This window comes from Hyphomicrobium sp., assembly GCF_051860585.1.
Classification (GTDB): domain Bacteria; phylum Pseudomonadota; class Alphaproteobacteria; order Rhizobiales; family Hyphomicrobiaceae; genus Hyphomicrobium_C.
On record NZ_JBHYDS010000015.1, the window covers coordinates 42,030 to 61,330 of the forward strand.

16 protein-coding genes and 1 riboswitch are annotated in these 19,301 nt (G+C 64.9%); of the genes, 15 read left to right on the top strand and 1 reads right to left on the bottom strand.

The features are described 5' to 3' along the window. Positions 1-281: 281 nt before the first annotated feature. The 3 genes from ACTIFK_RS18015 to ACTIFK_RS18025 all read left to right on the top strand — a co-directional run bounded on the left by ACTIFK_RS18015 (position 282) and on the right by ACTIFK_RS18025 (position 3,728). Positions 282-2,660: an autotransporter outer membrane beta-barrel domain-containing protein gene (locus ACTIFK_RS18015; protein ID WP_439544398.1), complete on the top strand. Its 2,379-nt coding sequence runs from the start codon at positions 282-284 to the stop codon at positions 2,658-2,660. 195 nt (positions 2,661-2,855) lie between these two features. Continuing rightward, positions 2,856-3,128, top strand: coding sequence for a DUF2277 domain-containing protein (locus tag ACTIFK_RS18020; RefSeq protein ID WP_439544399.1), 273 nt, complete (start codon positions 2,856-2,858; stop codon positions 3,126-3,128). A gap of 105 nt (positions 3,129-3,233) precedes the next feature. Next, positions 3,234-3,728 carry a hypothetical protein gene (locus tag ACTIFK_RS18025; protein WP_439544400.1) on the top strand — a complete coding sequence of 165 codons (495 nt, stop codon included), beginning with the start codon at positions 3,234-3,236 and terminating at the stop codon, positions 3,726-3,728. A 353-nt stretch (positions 3,729-4,081) separates the two neighbouring features. On the opposite strand, the gene ACTIFK_RS18030 is transcribed toward ACTIFK_RS18025, so the two are convergent. Then, the gene (locus tag ACTIFK_RS18030; protein WP_439544401.1) at positions 4,082-5,254 is read right to left on the bottom strand and encodes a DUF2865 domain-containing protein; all 1,173 of its coding nucleotides are present in this window, start codon (positions 5,252-5,254) and stop codon (positions 4,082-4,084) included. Positions 5,255-5,696: 442 nt separating this feature from the next. On the opposite strand from ACTIFK_RS18030, the gene cysS reads away from it, so the two are divergent. The 12 genes from cysS (at position 5,697) to ACTIFK_RS18090 (ending at position 19,242) form a co-directional block, all read left to right on the top strand. Then, positions 5,697-7,142: a cysteine--tRNA ligase gene (gene cysS, locus ACTIFK_RS18035; protein ID WP_439544402.1), complete on the top strand. Its 1,446-nt coding sequence runs from the start codon at positions 5,697-5,699 to the stop codon at positions 7,140-7,142. Positions 7,143-7,713: 571 nt separating this feature from the next. Continuing rightward, complete coding sequence (locus ACTIFK_RS18040; RefSeq protein WP_439544403.1) at positions 7,714-8,082, top strand: endonuclease domain-containing protein; 369 nt, start codon at positions 7,714-7,716, stop codon at positions 8,080-8,082. Beyond that, positions 8,082-8,573, top strand: coding sequence for a GNAT family N-acetyltransferase (locus ACTIFK_RS18045; protein ID WP_439544404.1), 492 nt, complete (start codon positions 8,082-8,084; stop codon positions 8,571-8,573). The genes ACTIFK_RS18040 and ACTIFK_RS18045 overlap by 1 nt, the downstream gene beginning before the upstream one ends. A 30-nt stretch (positions 8,574-8,603) precedes the next feature. Continuing rightward, positions 8,604-10,214 carry a citramalate synthase gene (gene cimA, locus ACTIFK_RS18050; protein WP_439544405.1) on the top strand — a complete coding sequence of 537 codons (1,611 nt, stop codon included), beginning with the start codon at positions 8,604-8,606 and terminating at the stop codon, positions 10,212-10,214. Between the two features lie 37 nt (positions 10,215-10,251). Continuing rightward, positions 10,252-11,127 carry a pentapeptide repeat-containing protein gene (locus ACTIFK_RS18055; RefSeq protein WP_439544406.1) on the top strand — a complete coding sequence of 292 codons (876 nt, stop codon included), beginning with the start codon at positions 10,252-10,254 and terminating at the stop codon, positions 11,125-11,127. 69 nt (positions 11,128-11,196) lie between these two features. After that, positions 11,197-12,054 carry a pentapeptide repeat-containing protein gene (locus ACTIFK_RS18060; RefSeq protein ID WP_439544407.1) on the top strand — a complete coding sequence of 286 codons (858 nt, stop codon included), beginning with the start codon at positions 11,197-11,199 and terminating at the stop codon, positions 12,052-12,054. Between the two features lie 222 nt (positions 12,055-12,276). Next, on the top strand, positions 12,277-13,494 hold the full coding sequence (locus tag ACTIFK_RS18065; protein WP_439544408.1) for an aminotransferase class I/II-fold pyridoxal phosphate-dependent enzyme: 1,218 nt from the start codon (positions 12,277-12,279) through the stop codon (positions 13,492-13,494). Positions 13,495-13,509: 15 nt separating this feature from the next. Continuing rightward, a complete protein-coding gene (locus ACTIFK_RS18070) occupies positions 13,510-16,209 on the top strand; it encodes a DNA translocase FtsK 4TM domain-containing protein (RefSeq protein ID WP_439544409.1) in 2,700 nt (899 codons plus the stop codon). Positions 16,210-16,407: 198 nt separating this feature from the next. Next, positions 16,408-17,289, top strand: a complete 882-nt coding sequence (locus tag ACTIFK_RS18075) for a LolA family protein (RefSeq protein ID WP_439544410.1) — start codon at positions 16,408-16,410, stop codon at positions 17,287-17,289. 534 nt (positions 17,290-17,823) lie between these two features. Continuing rightward, entirely contained in the window at positions 17,824-18,156 is a 333-nt protein-coding gene (locus tag ACTIFK_RS18080) for a hypothetical protein (protein WP_439544411.1), read from the top strand. 207 nt (positions 18,157-18,363) lie between these two features. Further along, positions 18,364-18,618 carry a hypothetical protein gene (locus ACTIFK_RS18085; protein WP_439544412.1) on the top strand — a complete coding sequence of 85 codons (255 nt, stop codon included), beginning with the start codon at positions 18,364-18,366 and terminating at the stop codon, positions 18,616-18,618. A gap of 135 nt (positions 18,619-18,753) precedes the next feature. Further along, positions 18,754-18,863, top strand: a riboswitch (TPP riboswitch). Continuing rightward, on the top strand, positions 18,853-19,242 hold the full coding sequence (locus ACTIFK_RS18090) for a hypothetical protein (protein ID WP_439544413.1): 390 nt from the start codon (positions 18,853-18,855) through the stop codon (positions 19,240-19,242). It overlaps the preceding riboswitch by 11 nt. Positions 19,243-19,301: the final 59 nt, after the last annotated feature.

Consider the following 19,301-nt stretch of genomic DNA (forward strand, 5'->3'; position numbering starts at 1 on the left):
GATGCCACAAGGACGGCCGACTGGCGATGCGGGAGGTCACTCAGGGGCGGGCCGCATCGGCGCTACGATCGACAGTGCACCAACAAAAAACCTATTGATTCCGCTTAGTTGACCCTCTTCCAAAGAATCGTCTCTGCTGTAGGCGGAGATTTTGGCGGGGGCGCGCTATGGAAATCAATTCGGTGCGCGGAAGGCGCTGTCACGCGCGTAGGGTCATTTTGCATGCCGGCAGGTCGCGCACTGTGCGCGCGTCGGCAGCGGTCGCGGGTGCGTTCGCGGGCGTGCTGTTCACATCGGCCGACGCGACGGCGCAAACTTATCGCGGCGTGGAAAGGAGGGTAGAGCCGACTTCTGGCGGAAAACAATTTTTTTATAACTATTCTTCGATCCGTATCACAGGCGGTCAATACGATACTGTTGTCGCGATCAGTGGCGGGAAACAAAAATTTTTCGACGGTAGCCTTCTTTTTATTGACCAGAAGGCGTCAATTGTGGGGGGCGAACAAGAATTCTACAATCAGTCGTACATGAATTTGGGTTTCCCATCCGGTTCAGACACTTCTAGCATTGAAGGCGGTTCTCAAAGTTTCTTCGACAACGCGAGGCTAGAGCTTCAAGGGACCATAGTTGGGGGCACGCAGCGGTTCTATGACCAAAGCAGTCTACGTTTCGATTATTATGCATCTTCTGATGTTTCTGCCGGTCTGCGTGAGTTTTACGGCGATAGCAGGGCTTCCATACTCAGTGGGGGTATTTCCGGCGGTGTTCAGTATTTTTTCGATCGAAGCAAACTAGTTGTGGATTTTTTGGGTCGTTTAACTGGCGGCGCGTTTCTCGCTTACGACACCGCAACCATTTCGCTTCACGGCTCTTCTACTCGCGAGGTCGACGTCCAGTTGAATGGGAATTCCAAGCTGTTGCTAGGAGGCACCGTGCTTGGGCGAATCGGCGGGGTTGGCACCATCCAGCCCAACACCCTGTCCGACGGGGATTTGACTGTTGATGGCACCGTGCTGGGCGATTCAATTTTTGCCGGAGTAATGTCTGATGGAAACGGGCATACGTTCCACCTCACCAAGTCTGGCGCTGGTTCTCGGCTCACGTTGAGCGGAACTAACACTTACACAGGTACGACAACCGTCGATGGCGGAAGCCTGATCGTTAATGGCTCGATCGCTTCGTCGTCACTCACAGAGGTCAATGGGAGGCTTGGCGGATCAGGAACCGTCGGGAATGTCTCTGTACGGCGAGGCGGAGTGATCGCACCCGGCAATTCGATCGACACGTTGAAGGTAAACGGTGATCTTTGGTTCAATCGCGGGGGCGGAACGTACGACGTTGAGATCGACCCAAACAGCAACACTTCGGACCTGATCGTTGTTTCGGGGACTGCGTTTCTAAATAGCGGCAAGGTGCGTCACGTCGGGTTTCCTGGACCGTACGCACTTTCGTCGACGTATACGATACTGACCGCGGGCGCGATCTCCGGCACCTTCACTTTTCTTGAAGAAAACTTCGCTTTCCTGGATGCGAAACTCGCGTACAGCGCAACCGACGTGACGATGACGCTTGAGCGTAACGCGGTGCTCTTTGCTGCGATCGGTCAGAGCGACAATCAAGATGCAGCTGGTTCCGCGGCCGAGCGGCTCGGGGCGGGGCATGCCATTCACGACGCGCTCCTTGGACTCGATGCTGCGCAAGCTCAACGCGCGTTCGACGCGCTGTCCGGCGACGTGCATGCGTCGGCGCAGACAGCGCTGATCGAGGACAGTCGCTTTGTGCGCAATGCGGCGATGGACCGGGTTCGCGCAGCGTTTGACGGCGACGCTGGGCTGGACTTCAGCGCAAAGTTCGCCGGATGGGGCCAGGCTTTCGGCTCGTGGGGCGATAGCGACGGCGCGGGCGCAAGCGTTTCGCGGACGACGGGCGGTGTGCTCACGGGCATCGACGGCGTGCTGTTCGACACGTGGCGCGCCGGGTTCCTGACGGGCTACAGCCGGACAAGCTTCAATGCTCGCGAGCGCGGAGCGTCCGGCGACAGCGACAGTGCGCACGTAGGCCTCTATGGCGGCACGCAGTGGGCCGCGCTCGGGCTGCGCGGCGGCGCGGCTTATTCCTGGAACGACATCGAGACGAAGCGGCACGTCGTGTTTCCGGCGGTCAACGAGACGGTTACGTCCGAATACGACAGCGGTACCGCGCAGGTGTTCGGGGAGGTTGGCTATCGCTTTGGCGGCCCGGTGTCGTTCGAGCCGTTCGCTGGGCTGGCGCATGTCAGCCTCGATACAGAACGCCATCGCGAAACAGGCGGCGCGGCGGCGCTGTCGGGCCGCGGCGTGGATACGGATGTGACGTTCTCGACGCTTGGCGTCAGAGGCGCATTCGACTTCGCGTTGGGGACGCTCAACGCGCGGGCGCACGGGCTGATCGGCTGGCGGCATGCGTACGGCAATACAACGCCGATTGCGTTCAACGCGTTTGCGGGTGGCGCGGCGTTCGCGATCGCGGGCGTTCCGATTGCCGAAGACACGGCGCTGATCGAGGCTGGTCTCGACATGGCGGTCGCGGACGAGACCGAGTTTACGCTGCTCTACGCGGGTCAGATCGCTAATGACGCGCAAGACCACGGCGTGAAGGCCTCGCTCAACGTGCGGTTCTGACAACGAAGCATCGTTTCGCCGGCCAATGATCGTGCAGCTTTGGCGGGCCTCACGCGCGCAATCAGGCGCGGGTGTCGGCCGCGGGCGCGCCCGATCGTCCTTGGGTGGAGGCTGCCGGCGACTGGACATGACGCCGGCTGGCCGCCAAATTGTCTCCAGGCGCCGCAACACATGGGCTCGAAAGGAGGTCTTTCGATGTGCCGGAATATCAAGACGCTCTACAATTTCTCGCCGCCCGCGACGCAGGACGAGATCCGCGCGTCCGCGCTTCAATTCGTGCGCAAGCTGTCCGGCTTTACGCATCCCTCGAAAGCGAACGAGGACGCCTTCCATCGCGCCGTCGATCAGGTCGCGCAGGCGGCCGAGGAGCTGATGGCCTCGCTCGTGACGCTCGCGCCACCGCGCAACCGGGACGTCGAGGCGGCCAAAGCCAAGGCGCGTAATGCGGTGCGCTTTGGCGCTGGGTGACGCCGATACGGGCTGAGCTGGGCTGCCTGGTATTTCAGCTTGCGGATGGCTTGGCGCTGTAGCCGTGGGGAGGTAGTCTTTCCGTTCATCAGGTGGGGGTGCGCCATGACACTGGGATTGCCGCTCTACGAATTCACACTTCTGCATGTGGCGATCAGCCTGGTCGCTATCCTATCGGGCCTGCTCGTGCTGCCGCGCATGCTGCGGTCCGAAAGCCCCGGCTGGCTGACGCACGTCTTCCTGGCCACCACGGTGCTCACAAGCGTGACCGGCTTCCTGTTCCCGACGCCGGAGTTCACGCCGGCCAAGGTGTTCGGTGTGCTGTCGCTGGTGCTGCTCGCGGCGTCGCTCGCGGCGCTCTACGTGTTCCGGCTGGCGGGCCCATGGCGCTGGATCTATGCCTCGACGGCGGTCGCGGCGCTCTATCTCAATTGCTTCGTGCTGGTCGTGCAGGCGTTCCAGAAAGTGCCCGGCATCGCGGAGCTCGCGCCGACGCAGACCGAACCGCCGTTCCAGATCGCGCAAGGCGTGCTGTTGGTGCTGGCGGCCTACATCGGGTATCGCACGGTGAAGAGTTTTCATCCCGTCGCTTTGCGTTGAAGCAATCCAGCGCCCCCTCACCCGGAAGCCATCTTCAATGGCTTCCGGCCTCTCCCGTCATGGCGTAGCCATGCTCCGCATGGACGGGAGAGGCGAGCAGTGGTTGGCATGGACGGGAGAGGCGAAGTTCTGCTTCGCATGGACGAGGAGAGGCGAAGAGGGTGTTTTCTGCAGTTCAGCCAGCCGCAATTCCCTCTCCCCTTGGGGAGAGGGTTAGGGTGAGGGGGCGCTGGGCGATGCATTTGAAGTCGTAACGGCCCTGGCGAAGGCGGGCGAGCTGGCATGGCTTGGCGGGCAGGGCGAATTAGCTGGCGCGTTTTGGTCCGTGTGCTCGAGCGCTCCGGCGTGTCCGACTACTGCGTATCCCAGGGCAGCGTTTCTCCGCGGCCCTGGGGCGGCGGAGCGGACGGGGGTGCCGCCGCCGGTGGGGGCGGTCCCTGCTGATCGGGCGGTACCGGTGTCGCGCCGGTCGGCGCCTCAGCGCTCCAGCCGTCAGCGTTGCCGGCCGGGGTGTGGATCACATCGCCGGGGGCGGGCTGATACTCCGCCATCTTGCACGAGCAGCCATTGATGTACTGCTTGCGATAGCGGAAGGCCGTCTTGAGGCTCGTGTAGGGCTGGTTGGTGCGGGCATCGACGGCCTGCTCCATGCCGGCGCCGGGGTTCTGATGATAGAAGAGCTGCGCGGGGGCGGCGCACTTCGACTGGCAGACTTCTTCGTCGCGCTGGAAGTGGTTCGGCAGCGTCGAGAAGCTGACCGGGAAATAGTAGCCGTCGCACAGTCGCACGCAGACGGTGCGATAGGTGGCGTAGGGGAGCGAGCCGAAGCTCGAACCGCCGCCGCCGCGATAGTCGCCGCTTTCGCCGTCGTCCCAGAAATTCGAGACGCCGCCGCCGCTCTGGCGGCGCGCCTGCTGCTGGTAGCTCGCGCCGCAGTTGTTGCGGGCCAGCTCGCGCACGATTTCGTCCTGGTAGGAACGTCCCGGCGAGCCTTCGAGCTGGCGGAGCTGGACTTCGAGATCCTCGATCCGCTGGCGCGCCGAGTCCGCTTGGTTGGCGAGATCGACGCAGCGGCGCGTGCGCCTCAGAGTTTTCGAGAACAAGAAATATTCGTAGCAGTCGGCGCGATCGAGCTGCTTCTCGCTGTCGCGATAGGTCTGCTCGACCTGGCGCAGCTCGGTCTGCACCATCGGCAGAAGATTGCGGTTGTCGCTGCCGCGCTGGCCTTCCTGAACGAGGCGCTGCTCGAGTTCGAGACAGATGGGGCTGCCGCCACGGCCGACGGCCGCTCCAGGCGCGCCTTGCGGCGGCACGGTCGCGGGGTCCTGGTAGACGGGTTCGCTGGGGACGGGGTCGCGGCGCGGCTTGGATTGCTCGTTGCCGCCGAACGGCCACCAGCTTTGTCCGAGCGCGGGGACGGTCACGGCTCCGCCGAGGACGAGCGCGGCCATCACGGCCGCCGCGGTCCTGCCGGCTCTCAGTTTGCCCAGTCGGCGCTTGAAGCCGCTGATGCGGAAATCTGCCATCGGCCCCATCACGGTCGGAGGCGCATGCCCCCGATTTGTCTCGTCACATGCATTTACTATGAGAGCCCCCGGATAGGGGGTCAATGCGGGAGAAATGCGGCGTCTCGCCCTGGTCCGCCGTTATCCTCGCGAAATCGCACTCCTTCAATGCCCCTCATTAAATCTCCCGTCGCCGGCCGCAGGTTCCGGGATTGGTGCGTCCGCCGCTTGACGGCACCCGGACTGGCCCGCATAACTCCGGCCATGAGAACCCGCCTGCGCCATACTGCCCGCTCCGTTTGCGGCATCATTACCATTTCGAGCTAGTCACGTCCGGCTGGCGCGCGGCCTCGTTCTTTGCCTCATCACAAGACAGAGAAACGCCACGCCCTGCCCGGGAACGGGTTCATATTGCATGGGGCTCTGCGGAAGGGCCCCGTCCGGCGAACGATGAGGAGGACGCGTGGCGCTCACGCTCTATAATACGCTGACGCGGCGCAAAGAGCCGTTCGACCCCATCGATGCCGCCAATGTGCGGATGTATGTCTGCGGGCCGACGGTTTACGACTATGCCCACATCGGCAACGCACGGCCCGTCATCGTGTTCGACATGGTGTTCCGGCTTCTCCGCCACGTTTACGGGGCGCACCACGTCACCTATGTGCGCAACATCACCGACGTCGACGACAAGATCAACGCGCGGGCCGCCAAGGATTTCCCGGACCTGCCGCTGAACGACGCCATCCGCCGGGTGACGAGCGCCACCGAAAAGCAGTTTCACGACGACATCGCCGCGCTTGGCGTGCTGCCGCCGACGGTAGAGCCGCGCGCCACCGAGCACATCGAGGGCATGAAGGCGCTGTGCGAGGCGTTGGTGCAGCGCGGCCACGCCTACGTGGCGTCCGGGCATGTGCTGTTCGACGTGTCGTCGATGCCTGATTACGGCACGCTCTCCAACCGGTCTCTGGAGGAGATGGAGGCGGGGGCCCGCGTCGAGGTGGCGCCCTACAAGAAGGGGCCGATGGATTTCGTGCTCTGGAAGCCGTCGAAGCAGGCTGGCGAAGCCGGCAACGAAAAATCCGAGCCGGCCTGGCCGTCGCCGTGCGGGATCAGCGAGCCGGGCCGGCCCGGCTGGCACATCGAGTGCTCGGCGATGTCCGAAAAGCACCTCGGGCCCGAGTTCGACATTCATGGCGGCGGCATCGATCTGGTGTTCCCGCATCACGAGAACGAGATCGCACAGTCCCGGTGTGCACACGGCACGCCGGTGATGGCGCGGGTGTGGATGCACAACGGCTTCCTGCAGGTCGAAGGCGAGAAGATGTCGAAGTCGCTCGGCAACTTCATCACCATCAACGAGCTGCTGGCGACCAAGACTTTCGGCGCGAGCCAGTGGCACGGGCGCGTGGTGCGGTTGGCCATGCTCGGGACGCACTATCGCCAGCCCATCGACTGGACGGCGGAGCGGCTGCTGCAGGCGCGCGCGACGCTGCTCGACTTCGCGGACCTCCTGTCGGGTGTGGACGCGGCGGGCGAGCCGAACGCGGATGTCGTGGCGGCGCTCTCCGACGATCTCAACACGCCGAGCGCTCTGTCCATCATTCACGGCCTCGCCAAATCGGCCAAGCGTAATCCGGAAGGCGCAGCGGAGCTGCGTGCGACGCTCGAATTCATGGGGCTCTACGGCGGCGAGACGCGGGACGAGCTGAACGTCGGCGTGGAAGTCGCCACGGTCGATGCCGCAAAGGTGGATACGCTTGTTGCTGCGCGGCTGGCGGCGCGGCGTGCGAAGGACTTCAAGGAGAGCGATCGGCTGCGCGATGAGCTTGCCGCGATGGGCGTCGCGCTCAAGGATGCGAAGGATCCGCAGACCGGCGAGATCGTGACCACCTGGGAGATCGCCCGGTGAGCTTCGCATCGGCGAGAGGGATGACCTTCCTTCTCCTCCCCCCTTGTGGGGGAGGTCGGGAGGGGGGGAGCCCAGAACGGCAATTGTCGGGGTGGGGCCCCCCCCCCCCCCCCCCCCCCCCCCCCGGGGGGGGGGGGGGGGGGGGGGGGGCGAGCCCAGAACGGCAATTGTCGGGGTTCCCCCCACCCCTAGCCCCTCCCCACGAGGGGGAGGGGAATGTCGCGTTCGATTATGAGCGGTATTCGTCATGACGAACGTCATGAGCGAACGCGCAAGGGGGATGACCTTCCTTCTCCTCCCCCCTTGTGGGGGAGGCCGGGAGGGGGGGAGCCCAGAACGGCAATTGTCGGGGTGGGGCCCCCCCCCCCCCCCCCCCCCCCCCCCCGGGGGGGTGATAGCGCGGGGTGGGCGGCGGAGGGGTTCGGTGTCCCCCGTCCCAACCCCCCCGCCGTGGGGGGGGCGGGGGGGGGGGGGCCAGCCCAGAACGGCAATTGTCGGGGTTCCCCCCACCCCTAGCCCCTCCCCACAAGGGGGAGGGGAATGTCGCGTTTGATTTTGATCGGGAGGCGCCATGACCAACATCATGAGCGATCGTGCCCGGCGTCTTCGCCGTGAAAAGACAGAGGCCGAAAGAAAACTTTGGCGTGAACTCCGCACACTCAACCGCCAGGGGTTTCGCTTTCGGCAGCAGGCGCCTGTCGGGCCGTACATCGCAGATTTTGCCGATCACACGGCGAAGCTGGTGATCGAGCTGGATGGTGGACAGCATGGAATGCCGTCCAATGCCGCTAGAGATGCGTTGCGAACCAAATGGCTTTCAGGAAATGGGTATCGTGTCCTGCGTTATTGGAATGGCGACGTGTTGAACAATACTTCAGGCGTTATGGCCGCTGTGATGGTTGAGCTTGGGCTTCTGTCCGCTTCGGAGGGGGCAGCGTGATGACCACTGCCTTTCCGCTGCGTCCGTTCCTGCCGGCCGATACGATGGCGTTGCGTGAGCTGTTCGCGCAGAGCATCGAAGAATTAACCGCCGAGGACTACGACGAAGACCAGCGCGTGGCGTGGGCAAGCGTGGCGGCGGATGCGGAAGCGTTCGCGGAGCGGCTGGGCTCGATGGTGACGCTGGTGGTGCAGGTCGACGGCGAGTACGCCGGATTTGCCTCGCTCAAGGACAACGCGACGTTCGAGATGCTTTATGTGCATCCTTACCATGCGGGGCAGGGGATCGGCGCGGCGCTGGCGGATGCGATCGAGCGGCTTGCCCGGGCTCGCGGCGCGAGTGCGATTACGGCCGAGGCGAGCGATACGGCGGCGCCGTTTTTCGAAGCGCGCGGCTACGTCGCCACGCAGCGGAACATGGTGCCGAGGGACGACCTGTGGCTCGGCAACACGACAATGAAAAAACAGCTCGGCGCCGCCAATGATGGCTGACCTTAGAAGCAACGAACCGAAGCCGGGACGATGAGCAAGGAACGCCTCTATCTGTTCGACACGACGCTGCGCGACGGCGCGCAGACGACCGGCGTCGATTTCTCGCTCGAGGACAAGCGGCGGATCGCCACGCTGCTCGACGATCTTGGCCTGGACTACGTCGAGGGCGGATATCCCGGCGCGAACGATACCGATACTGAGTTCTTCAAGTCGAAGCCGGCGTTCCGGACGGCGCGCTTCACCGCGTTCGGAATGATCAAGCGGGCCGGGCGCTCGGCGGCGAACGATCCGGGGCTCAATGCGCTGCTCAATTCGGCGGCGGACAGCATCTGCCTTGTCGCCAAGTCGTGGGACTACCACGTGCGGGTCGCGCTCGGCATCTCGAACGAGGAGAATCTCGCCGGGATCGCGGAGAGCATTCGCGCCGTCGTCGCCTCGGGGCGCGAGGCGATGCTCGATTGCGAGCACTTTTTCGACGGCTACAAGGGCAATCGCGCGTATGCGCTGGCGGTTGCCAAGACGGCGCTCGACGCGGGCGCGCGCTGGGTCGTGCTGTGCGACACCAACGGCGGGACGCTGCCGCACGAGGTGGAGCGCATCGTGGGCGAAGTCGCAACCCACGTGCCGGGTGGGAACCTTGGCATTCATACGCATAACGATACGGACAATGCGGTCGCGAACACGCTCGCGGCCGTGCGTCAGGGCTGTCGGCAGATCCAGGGCACGCTGAACGGGCTCGGCGAGCGCTGCGGCAATGCGAACATGACGTCGATCATCCCGACGCTGCTGCTCAAGAAGGATTTCGCGGAACGGTTCGAGACCGGCATCACGCCGGAGCGGCTGCGCACGCTCACGCATGCGAGCCGGGTGCTCGACGAACTCCTCAACGAGGCGCCCAACCGCCACGCGCCCTACGTCGGCGACAGCGCGTTCGCGACCAAGGCGGGCATCCATGCGTCGGCGATCCTCAAGGATCCGGAGACCTACGAGCACGTGCCGCCGGAGGTGGTCGGAAATCAGCGCCGCCTGCTGGTCTCGAAGCAGGCCGGGCGGTCGAACGTCATGGCGTCGCTGGAGACGCTCGGGCTTTCGGTCGACAAGGACGATCCGCGCGTGCAGTCGCTGCTCGACGAGGTGAAGTCGCGGGAATCGTCCGGGTATGCCTACGAGTCGGCGGAGGCGTCGTTCGAACTGCTGGCCCGGCGGCACCTTGCGCGGGTGCCGCATTATTTCTCGGTCGACAGCTTCCGCGTCATGGTCGAGCGGCGGCACAACGCATCCGGCGATCTCGTGACTGCATCGGAAGCGACCGTGAAAGTCTACGTCAACGGCGACCAGGACCCTCTGTGGTCTGTCGGAGAGGGCAACGGTCCGATCAACGCCCTCGACCGGGCGCTGCGCAAGGATCTCGGCCGTTACCAGAAGCACATCGAGAGCATCGAACTCGTCGACTACAAGGTGCGCATCCTGACCGGGGGCACGGAAGCGGTGACGCGCGTGCTCGTCGAAACGCTCGACCATGCAACCGGCAAGCGGTGGCTAACGGTGGGCGTCTCACCGAACATCATCGACGCCAGTTTTGAAGCGCTGATCGACTCGATCAACTATAAGCTGTTGACGGACGGCGCCACCGGCGACTGAGCCCGTGCGGAGAGAACGCGTGTTGCGGAGAACGACCATGCGAATTGCACGCGGCGTTGCGACTGTCGTTCTGGCACTTTCGCCTTCGCTTGCGATCGCCGGCGGCCTGCCGAGCTATACGCAGCCCAAAACCGAACTGCCCAATGCCAACGCCGACGCATCGGGGGAGGCGCAGGAGGGCAAGCTCTCGGCGCGCGATGTGACGGCGCGCCTGTTCAAGGCGGCACCCGGTTCGCGACCCGACCTGACCAAGCTCAACCTTACACGCCTCGATCTGGCGGAGCTCGATTTCAAGCATTCGAAGCTGGATGGGGCGGACCTTTACGGGGCCGATCTGTCGCGCGCCAATCTGGCGAACTGCTCGCTCGTCGGCGCGCGCCTCGACCGGGCAACCATTACGGCTGCGGATTTCAGCGGCGCGGACCTGACGGACGCGCGCATTCTGCGGCCGACCATTTTCACGACGCTCGAAATCGACACCGCGGAAGCGCCGAAATTCGCGGGCGCCAAGCTCGTGCGCATCCGCTCCGACGGTCTGCTCGACCGGGCCGACTTCAGCGGCGCGGATTTGACGGGGGCGGTGTTCGGCGGCGGGGCGACGCGCGAGGAAACCCTGTTTTCGCCCGCGAGCCTGACGGCTGCTAATTTCACGAAGGCCATCGTAAAGGACGCGAAGTTTCCGGGTGCTGCCCTCAAGTACGCGCGTTTCATCGATGCGGATGTGAGCGGGGCGAACTTCCGGGGCGCGAACCTGACCGGCGCGATGTTCCGCGGCGCAAATCTCGCAGGCGCCGATATGACGGGGGCAAACCTCGACGAGACCGATCTGCGCGGCGCGCGCGGGCTCGACCAGGTGATCGGGCTTTCCTCGGTCACGAATTTCGAGAGCGCCCGGCGCGATCCCATTCCGTAGATCGCGGGGGCAAGCGGCGGCGACATGCGGAGGACGATAATGCGAAGGCCGGGCACGCGAAGAGCTGCCATGCGACTTGCACACGGCGTTGCGGCCGGCCTGCTTGCGTTCTCGCCTTTGCTCGCGATGGCCGGCGGGCTGCCGAGCTATACGCAACCCGATCCCAAGCCGAGCGCGGAAGATGGCGTCGCTAGAAAACTGACGGCGCGAGATGTCACCGAGCGTCTGTTCAAGGCGACAGCTCAGTCGCGGCCGGATCTCAAGGGGCTCGATCTCTCGCAGTTGGATCTCGCGGAGCTCGACTTCAAGCGCGCTCAACTCGACGGCTCCGATTTCTACGGCGCCGAGATGACGGGTGCGAAGTTGAACGGGACTTCGCTCGTCGGCGCGCGGCTCGACCGGGCGACCCTCACCGGCGCCGATTTCAGCGGCTCCGACATGACGGATGCTCGCATCCTGCGCCCGACGATCTTCACGACGCTCCAGGTCGCCGCGGCGGAGGCGCCGAAGTTCGTCGGCGCCAAGCTTGTGCGTCTGCTTTCCGACGGATGGCTCGACCGGGCCGATTTTACCGATGCGGACCTGACTGGCGCCGTCCTTGGGCGCGCAGCCACGCGTGAGCCGTCCCCCAATTCTCCTCCGAGCCTCATGAGCGCGAACTTCACTCGGGCCGTGCTCAAGGACGCGAAGCTGTCAGGCACATCGCTCAGGTATGCGCGCTTCGTCGATGCGGATTTGTCGGGTGCGAACCTGCGCGGCGCCAACCTGCTCAAGGCGGACTTCACAGGCGCCAACATCGCCGGGGCCGATTTCACCGGGGCGAACCTCGACGAAGCCGAGTTGCGCGGTGTGCGGGGGCTCGACCAGGCGATCGGGCTTACGACCGCCGAGAACTACAGCAGCGCCCGCCGCGATCCGATTCCGTAGCCGCAACAAGCCGCGGGGCTCGCGATCCGGGCGGAAGGGCGTGGACAATGCGGGGTGCCGGACGCTAGAGCCGTCCCGCGAAATTTGCTGAACGGCTCTAGGGCTTTGTCCGTGCGTGCTTCTTGCCGGGCACTGTGGGCAGCATGGCTTCGCCATGACCGGTTCCCAATTTTCCGGAAGCACGCTATCTCCTGGCTCGCACCCTGCGTGGAATACAAACCGATGTCCGATCCTCTGAGCCTTGCGGCGCTGGCCGACGGCACGATCCTGTCGCCGTTCACCCGGCTCCGCCACCTGCTGGACGGCGTGACGCCGGGGCATGATCGCCCGCTCGATCTGACGCTCGGTGAGCCGCGCGAGACGATGCCGCCGTTCGTGGCGGCCAAGATCGCGGAGGCGGACGCTCTGTTCGCGAAATATCCGCCGATCCGCGGTTCCGACGACCTGCGGGGCGCAATCAGCGACTGGATCGGCCGGCGCTTTGGCCTTGCCGGCGTGATGGACCCATCGAGCGAGATCCTGCCGTGCAATGGCTCGCGCGAGGGGCTTTTCTATGCCGCCTTTCCGGCAGCCGGCCGAAAAGCCGGGCAGGGGCGGCCGGCGGTGTTGATGTGCAACCCATTCTACCAGGCGTACCTGGGCGGGGCGCTCGCGTCCGGCGCAGAGCCCGTGTTTCTCGACGCCACCGAGGCGACCGGCCACTTGCCGGACCTCGATGCGCTCGAGGCGGATACGCAACTTTTGTCCCGCACGGCGGCGCTTTATCTCTGCTCGCCCGCCAATCCGCAGGGGGCGGTGGCGAGCGAAGCCTATATCGCGCGCGCGCTCGCGCTGGCCCGGACCTACGACTTCATGCTGTTTTTCGATGAGTGCTATTCCGAGATCTACGGGGGGGCGCCGCCCACCGGCGGACTCGAAGTGGCGGCCAAGACGCCGGAGCGCTTCCGGAACCTCGTCGTCTTCAACTCTCTCTCCAAGCGGTCGAACCTGCCCGGGTTGCGGTCAGGCTTCTGTGCCGGGGACGCCACTTTCCTCCAGATGCTGTTCGAGGTGCGCAACCTCGTCGGCCCCCAGATGCCGGGGCCGACGCAACACGCCTCGGCGGCCGTGTGGGCGGAGGAACAGCATGTGACGGCCAACCGGCTGGCCTATGCCGCCAAATACGATGTGGCGGACGCGGTGCTCGGGACCCGGTTCGGCTACCGGCGGCCGGCCGGCGGGTTCTTTCTCTGGCTCGATACGAGCGGCATCGGCGACGACGCTTACGCGGCACTAACCTTATGGAAACGTTTCGGCGTCAAGGTCATACCTGGTTCTTACCTGGCTCAGACCGGACGCGATGGGACCAATCCGGGCGCACATTACGTGCGCGTGGCATTGGTGCATGACGTCCAGACGATCAGGGAAGCGCTCGAACGGTTCGTTCATGTATCTGCGTAAGAGACGTTCGCACCCATGCCGTCCGCATCAGGGCTTCATCGTCAACGCCTTCTGCCGCCCGCTCTCGAAGCCCACCTGATCGGTGCGCTCGGACGCGCGAGCGGCCTTGTGCTGCTTGCGGTGCTTGCGGCCGTGTGGGCGAGCCTCGTCTCGTGGTCGGTGTCGGACCCGAGCCTCACGCATGTCACGAGCGGCGCCGTGCGCAATGCTCTCGGCGCCCCCGGCGCCATCGTCGGCGACCTCCTCATTCAGACTCTCGGCCTTGCCTCGGCCATCGCGCTCTTGCCCATCATGATCTGGGGGATCGAGCTTCTAGTTTCGCAGCAGGTCGCCAGCCTGCGCACGAAGGTCACCTATTATCCGCTTGCCCTGCTGGCGCTGGCCGGTGGCGTTTCGGCGCTGCCGATGGCGGGCTCCTGGCCGCTCGAGCACGGCTACGGCGGTATTCTCGGCGACGTGATCTTCGGCTTCGTCGCCTCGATCATGAATTTCATCAGCTCGGACACGGCGGCGATCGCGGCCGCGATCCTGCTGTTCGGCATCGGATTGTCGTCGCTGGCTCAGGCGGCGGGACTGACACGCGAGCATGTTCCGTTCGCTGGCACACGCCAAAATCGTACGATCCGCCATTCTGCGCCTGAGTTGGGCGGACTGGGTGATGCGACCTGGATGCCGCCTCGCGCGCGCCCGCACAGTCTCATGTCGGCCTTGGGAACGCTCAGCGTCTGGGGATCGCGCGACGCCGCCACCCCGCGCAACCGGCATGGGCAGGACCCGATGCTGCCAGGCTCGCCCGTCGCAGCCGAGTATGCGCGCAGCTATGCGGCCGGCGACTACGGCGCGCCGCCGCGACACGACGAGGCGGGCGCGGCCTATGGCGACGCCGCGCCGGATGATTTCGGCATGGACGACGCCGAGCCCGACACCACGCTCGATTATTCCAGCCGCGCGATCGCGGAACGCTTCGCGCCGGTTGGCGCGCGTCCGGCTCCGATTGCGCCGCCGCTCGACGACCAGGATCTGCCGCGCTTCATGCGCAGCGCCGCCACGCCGCGCGAGGGGGCCCCCTCTCATGCGCCGATGCCTGCTGCCCCACCCGCGCCGATCCAGCAGGCCCCCGTGCAAGCGGCCCGTCCGCAGGCTGTCCGCCGCGGGGCTCCGGCCATTCTCAAGGCCATTGCGCGGAAAGCGGAGGCAACCTTCAAGCGCCCGGCCGCGAGCATGCTCAAGCGCACGCCGGCCACCAAGTCGTCGGCGGAATTCTCCCAGACGGTGCTGCGCGGCACGGCGCGCCTGCTCGAAGACGTGCTGGCGGATTTCGGCGTCAAAGGCGAAGTGCGCGACATCAAGCCGGGCCCGGTGGTCACGCTCTACGAACTTGAACCCGCACGCGGCACGAAAGCCACGCGCATCATGGCGCTCGCCGACGACATCGCGCGCTCGATGAGCGCGACCAGCGCGCGCGTCGCCGTCATCCCTGGCCGCAACGTGATCGGCATCGAGCTGCCCAACAGCCGCCGCGACATGGTGGGCCTGCGCGAGCTGATCGAAAGTCCGACGTTTGCAGCCGCCGACGGCGTGCTGCCGTTGACGCTCGGCCGCTCCATCGGCGGCGAGCCGGTGATTGCCGATCTGGCGCGCATGCCGCATCTGCTCGTGGCCGGTACGACCGGTTCGGGCAAGTCGGTCGGCGTCAATGCGATGATCCTTTCGATCCTGTTCCGGCATACTCCGGAGCAGTGCCGCTTCCTGATGATCGATCCGAAGATGCTGGAGCTCAGCGTCTACAACGACATTCCCCATCTCCTGACGCCGGTGGTCACCGATCCGCAAAAGGCCGTTGCGGCGCTCAACTGGGTCGTGGGCGAGATGGAAGAGCGCTACAAGCGCATGGCGAAGCTTTCGGTGCGCAACATCGAGGCGTTCAACACGCGCGTGAGCGGCGCGCAGGCGCGCGGCGAACAGCTGACGCGCACGGTGCAGACGGGCTTCGACGCCGCGACCGGCAAGCCGATCTACGAGCGCGAGGACATGGATCTGGCGGCGATGGCCTACATCGTCGTCGTCGTCGATGAGTTCGCCGACCTCATGATCACGGCCGGCAAGGATATCGAGACGGCCGTGCAGCGGCTGGCGCAGAAGGCGCGCGCGGCCGGCATTCATCTCATCATGGCGACGCAGCGGCCGTCGGTCGACATCATCACGGGCACGATCAAGGCTAACTTCCCGACCCGCATCAGTTTCAAAGTGGCGTCGAAGATCGACAGCCGCACGATCCTCAACGAGCAGGGCGCCGAGCAGCTGCTCGGCCAGGGCGACATGCTCTACACCTCGGGCGCGGGGCAGATGCTGCGCGTGCACGGGCCGTTCGTTTCGGACGAGGAAGTGGAGGCGGTGGCGGCCTATCTCCGGACGCAGGGCGCACCGCGCTATATCGAAAACATCGATGTGCCGCAGGATGAGCCGGACGACGTGTCGAACCGGGGTGGCGCGGACGGCGACGGCGGCGATAGTCTTTACGACCGGGCGGTGGCCGTGGTGCTGCGCGACCGCAAGGCCTCGACCAGCTATGTGCAACGTCGCCTGTCGATCGGGTACAACCGTGCCGCGGACCTCATCGAGCGCATGGAGCGGGACGGCCTGATCAGCGCCCCGAACCACACGGGCCGCCGCGAGATTCTGGCGGGCGAGGGCCCGGTTCGGTCTATCGCCTGATTGTCTTCAGTTTTTTCCGCTTTGTGACCTCTGGGCCGGTGTGAACACACCGGAGCAGGCCCGGCGATGGTGGATTGCGGACGGGAAATCAAAATGCGTGTTGCCCAAGAGGGGCAAATCGCCAATTTGTGGTCGCATTGTCCGGTCAGACAGCTAGGGGCTCCCCGCCGGGGAGGCGGGGACGTGATGAGACGGAACATGAAGACTTTCGAACTGCTCGCCGCAGCCGGGCTGGCGTTGGCGCTGACGGCAAGCGCCGCCATGTCCGGTGACAGCACGACTCCGCCTGCAGCGACGCCGCCAGCGGGCGCGCCTGCAGCCGAAGCAACCGCTCCGGCAAAGCCTGTTCCGGCACCGACGCCGGCTCAGCGCCCGGCTGGCACACCCGCGGCCGCTACATCCCCGACCGGTACACCTCCGACTGGCACACCCGCGCCCGAAGCCAAAGCTGAGACCCCGGATCCTGCCGGACAGGGTCAGGGAACGGGTTGGAATGCAGAGGTGGCAACGCCCGGCGGCGGCATCATGCTCAACGACGCACAGACGACGCTGGTCAAATCGGTCAATGCCTACTTCAACGGCCTCGGCGACCTGAAGGGCGACTTCGTCCAGACGACGGCCGACAACAAGCGCATGCGCGGCAAGCTCATGATGAAGCGTCCGGGCCGTTTCCGCTTCGAATATTCGCGCCCGTCGCGGCAGATCATCATTTCGGACGGCGAGTATCTTGCGATCCAGGATCTCGACCTCAACAACGAGGATCGCGTGTCCCTCGACCAGACGCCGTTCCGGCTGCTGCTGCGCAAGGATGTCGATCTGATCCGTGACGCGCAGATCGTGGAACTTCAGGAGTCGGACGATCTGATCGTGCTGGCGCTGCGCGACAAGAGCCCGGACGCCCCCGGCAAGATCAAGCTCTTCCTTTCGACGAAGCCGCAGGTCGAACTCAAGGAATGGGTGACGACGGATGCCCAGGGCCTGGATACGCGTGTCGAGCTGTCCGCGCTGAGCAAGGCGGAGGCGCTGGACGTCAAGCTGTTCAAGATCGAAGCCGTCAGCCTGAACAATTTCCACCCGTAAATCCCAAGTTCTGGGGTGGACAGGCGTTTGCGACATTTTGGCGCGACAGGGCCGAAAACCAACGGCAAACCGTCAAACGGGCGGCAGTTTGGCTCCCTGAACGGGCCGAATCTGGGTGAGGCTGTGGAAAACGGGGAAAAGTCAATCACGATTTCGTGATAACTGGGTTTGCCCCCTATTGAAAGCTGGCGTGTTGCGCTTATGTCAGCATCAGTCAGACGATGCCATATACATCGGTAGCTCCCCCCGTCTAACCGAGGCCATCGTCTGGAGCGCCGGCTTCCCTCCCGGCGCTGCGCGCGAGAGCGCTAATGCGCCCAGCCCCGCCCCCCGGGGTTGGGCGCTTCTCGTTTCGGCACCCTTCATTTGATCTGTGGACGGCGGTTGCGTTATTGCCGCGATTGCCGCGCCGCGATCGGTCAGATGAACGCCATCTGAGCGGAGCATTCAGTACCGGTTCAAAGCGCGCCAGCTATCCATTTCGCCATCGGGCCCGGCCAGTGCCGAAGCGCCCCTCGAAATGGAGAACGCATCATGAAGCGCATCGCATCACTCGCCCTCATCCTCTCGGCCGCCACGCCGTCGCTCGCCTTGGCCGCCTCGTTCGACGATCGCCAGGCCGCGCAGGCCGAGCGCATCGAGCGCGGTCGCGACAACGGTTCGATCACGTGGACGGAAGGCATCAAGCTCCGCGCCGAGCAGAGTCGCATCGCGCGCACCAAGGCGCAGCTTCAAGCGGATGGCTACCTGTCGAAGAGCGACCGCAATACGCTTGCCGACATGCAGCATCAGGCCTCGCAGAACATTCGCGCCGAGCGCAGCGACGGCTGGCACCGCCTGTTCAATCTGCCGCGCGTCGGCAAGTAAGCTCGCAGCGATCAGACCCCAAACGATTGCGGACCAGCAGTGCTGGTCCGCTTTTTTTTGGTCGAATGCGTTGCCGGCAGGCCCGCGAACATGAACCTCAGGTGAAGCATGCGTTCAGAGGCGGTTCAATGCGATCCGGGCAATGTGGTCTCAAGGCTCGGGGGACCGACACATCGTCGGCCGAGCCCTTAGCAAGGGAGACCAACCATGAATACTTCGATTTTCGCGACTATCGCACTTGCCGTCGCAACGACGGTGGTTTCGCTTTCGCCGGCTCTCGCCGACCGTGGCGATCGTGGCGGCCATCGTGGCAACGATCATCGCGTCGAACGCAACTACGGCCACGGCCACGGCCAGTATCATCACCGCCACTACCGCAAGCATCACTTCGGCTTCAACAAGCACTGGAGCAAGCGCCGCTGGTATGGCTACGGCTACAACCCCTATCGCCGCTGGAACTAAACAATTCCCCACGACCCCGCACGACCCCTCCGCAACTTGGCCGCCCGTCCCCCCGGGCGGCCATTTTGTTTTCGCCCCCGGCTCGATGTTTTTCCGTGCGGGGTTGCGTTTCCAGTCTCTCGGCGTAGTGTCGACTTTGTTTCCAAGGGGCGCCGGGCAAAACCGGCTGAGATCGCGGTGGGTCCGCGAGCACCCTTTGAACCTGCCCGGGTCATACCGGCGAAGGGATGGATAATGACGAACGCAGAGCTGATTGCCGGCTATGCCGGCCCAATCATGATCGCTTTGGCTGCGGCCATGCTGATCAACCGGCGAGCGATCGTCGGCGTTATCACCGACATGGCGAAGGCGCCCGCGTTCATCTTTCTGGCCGGGCTTCTCACTTTGCTCGGCGGATTGGCCATCGTGCGCGCGCACAATGTCTGGTCGTTCGAGTGGAGCGTGCTGGTCACGGTCATCGGATGGCTGGCCATCGTCAGCGGGCTCGCGCGGATTATCTGGCCGGATCGCATCGCCAGCATCGCAAACCGTATCTTGAGTAGCGAGAACGCGATCACCCTCTGGGCGCTCGTGGCGCTCACTCTCGGCGCGTTCCTGACCGCCAAGGGTTACGCGCTCGTGTGACGAGCGCGCCGGCCGCTCGCGGACGCTTCCCATAATCCTCGACACATTCAGATCCACAT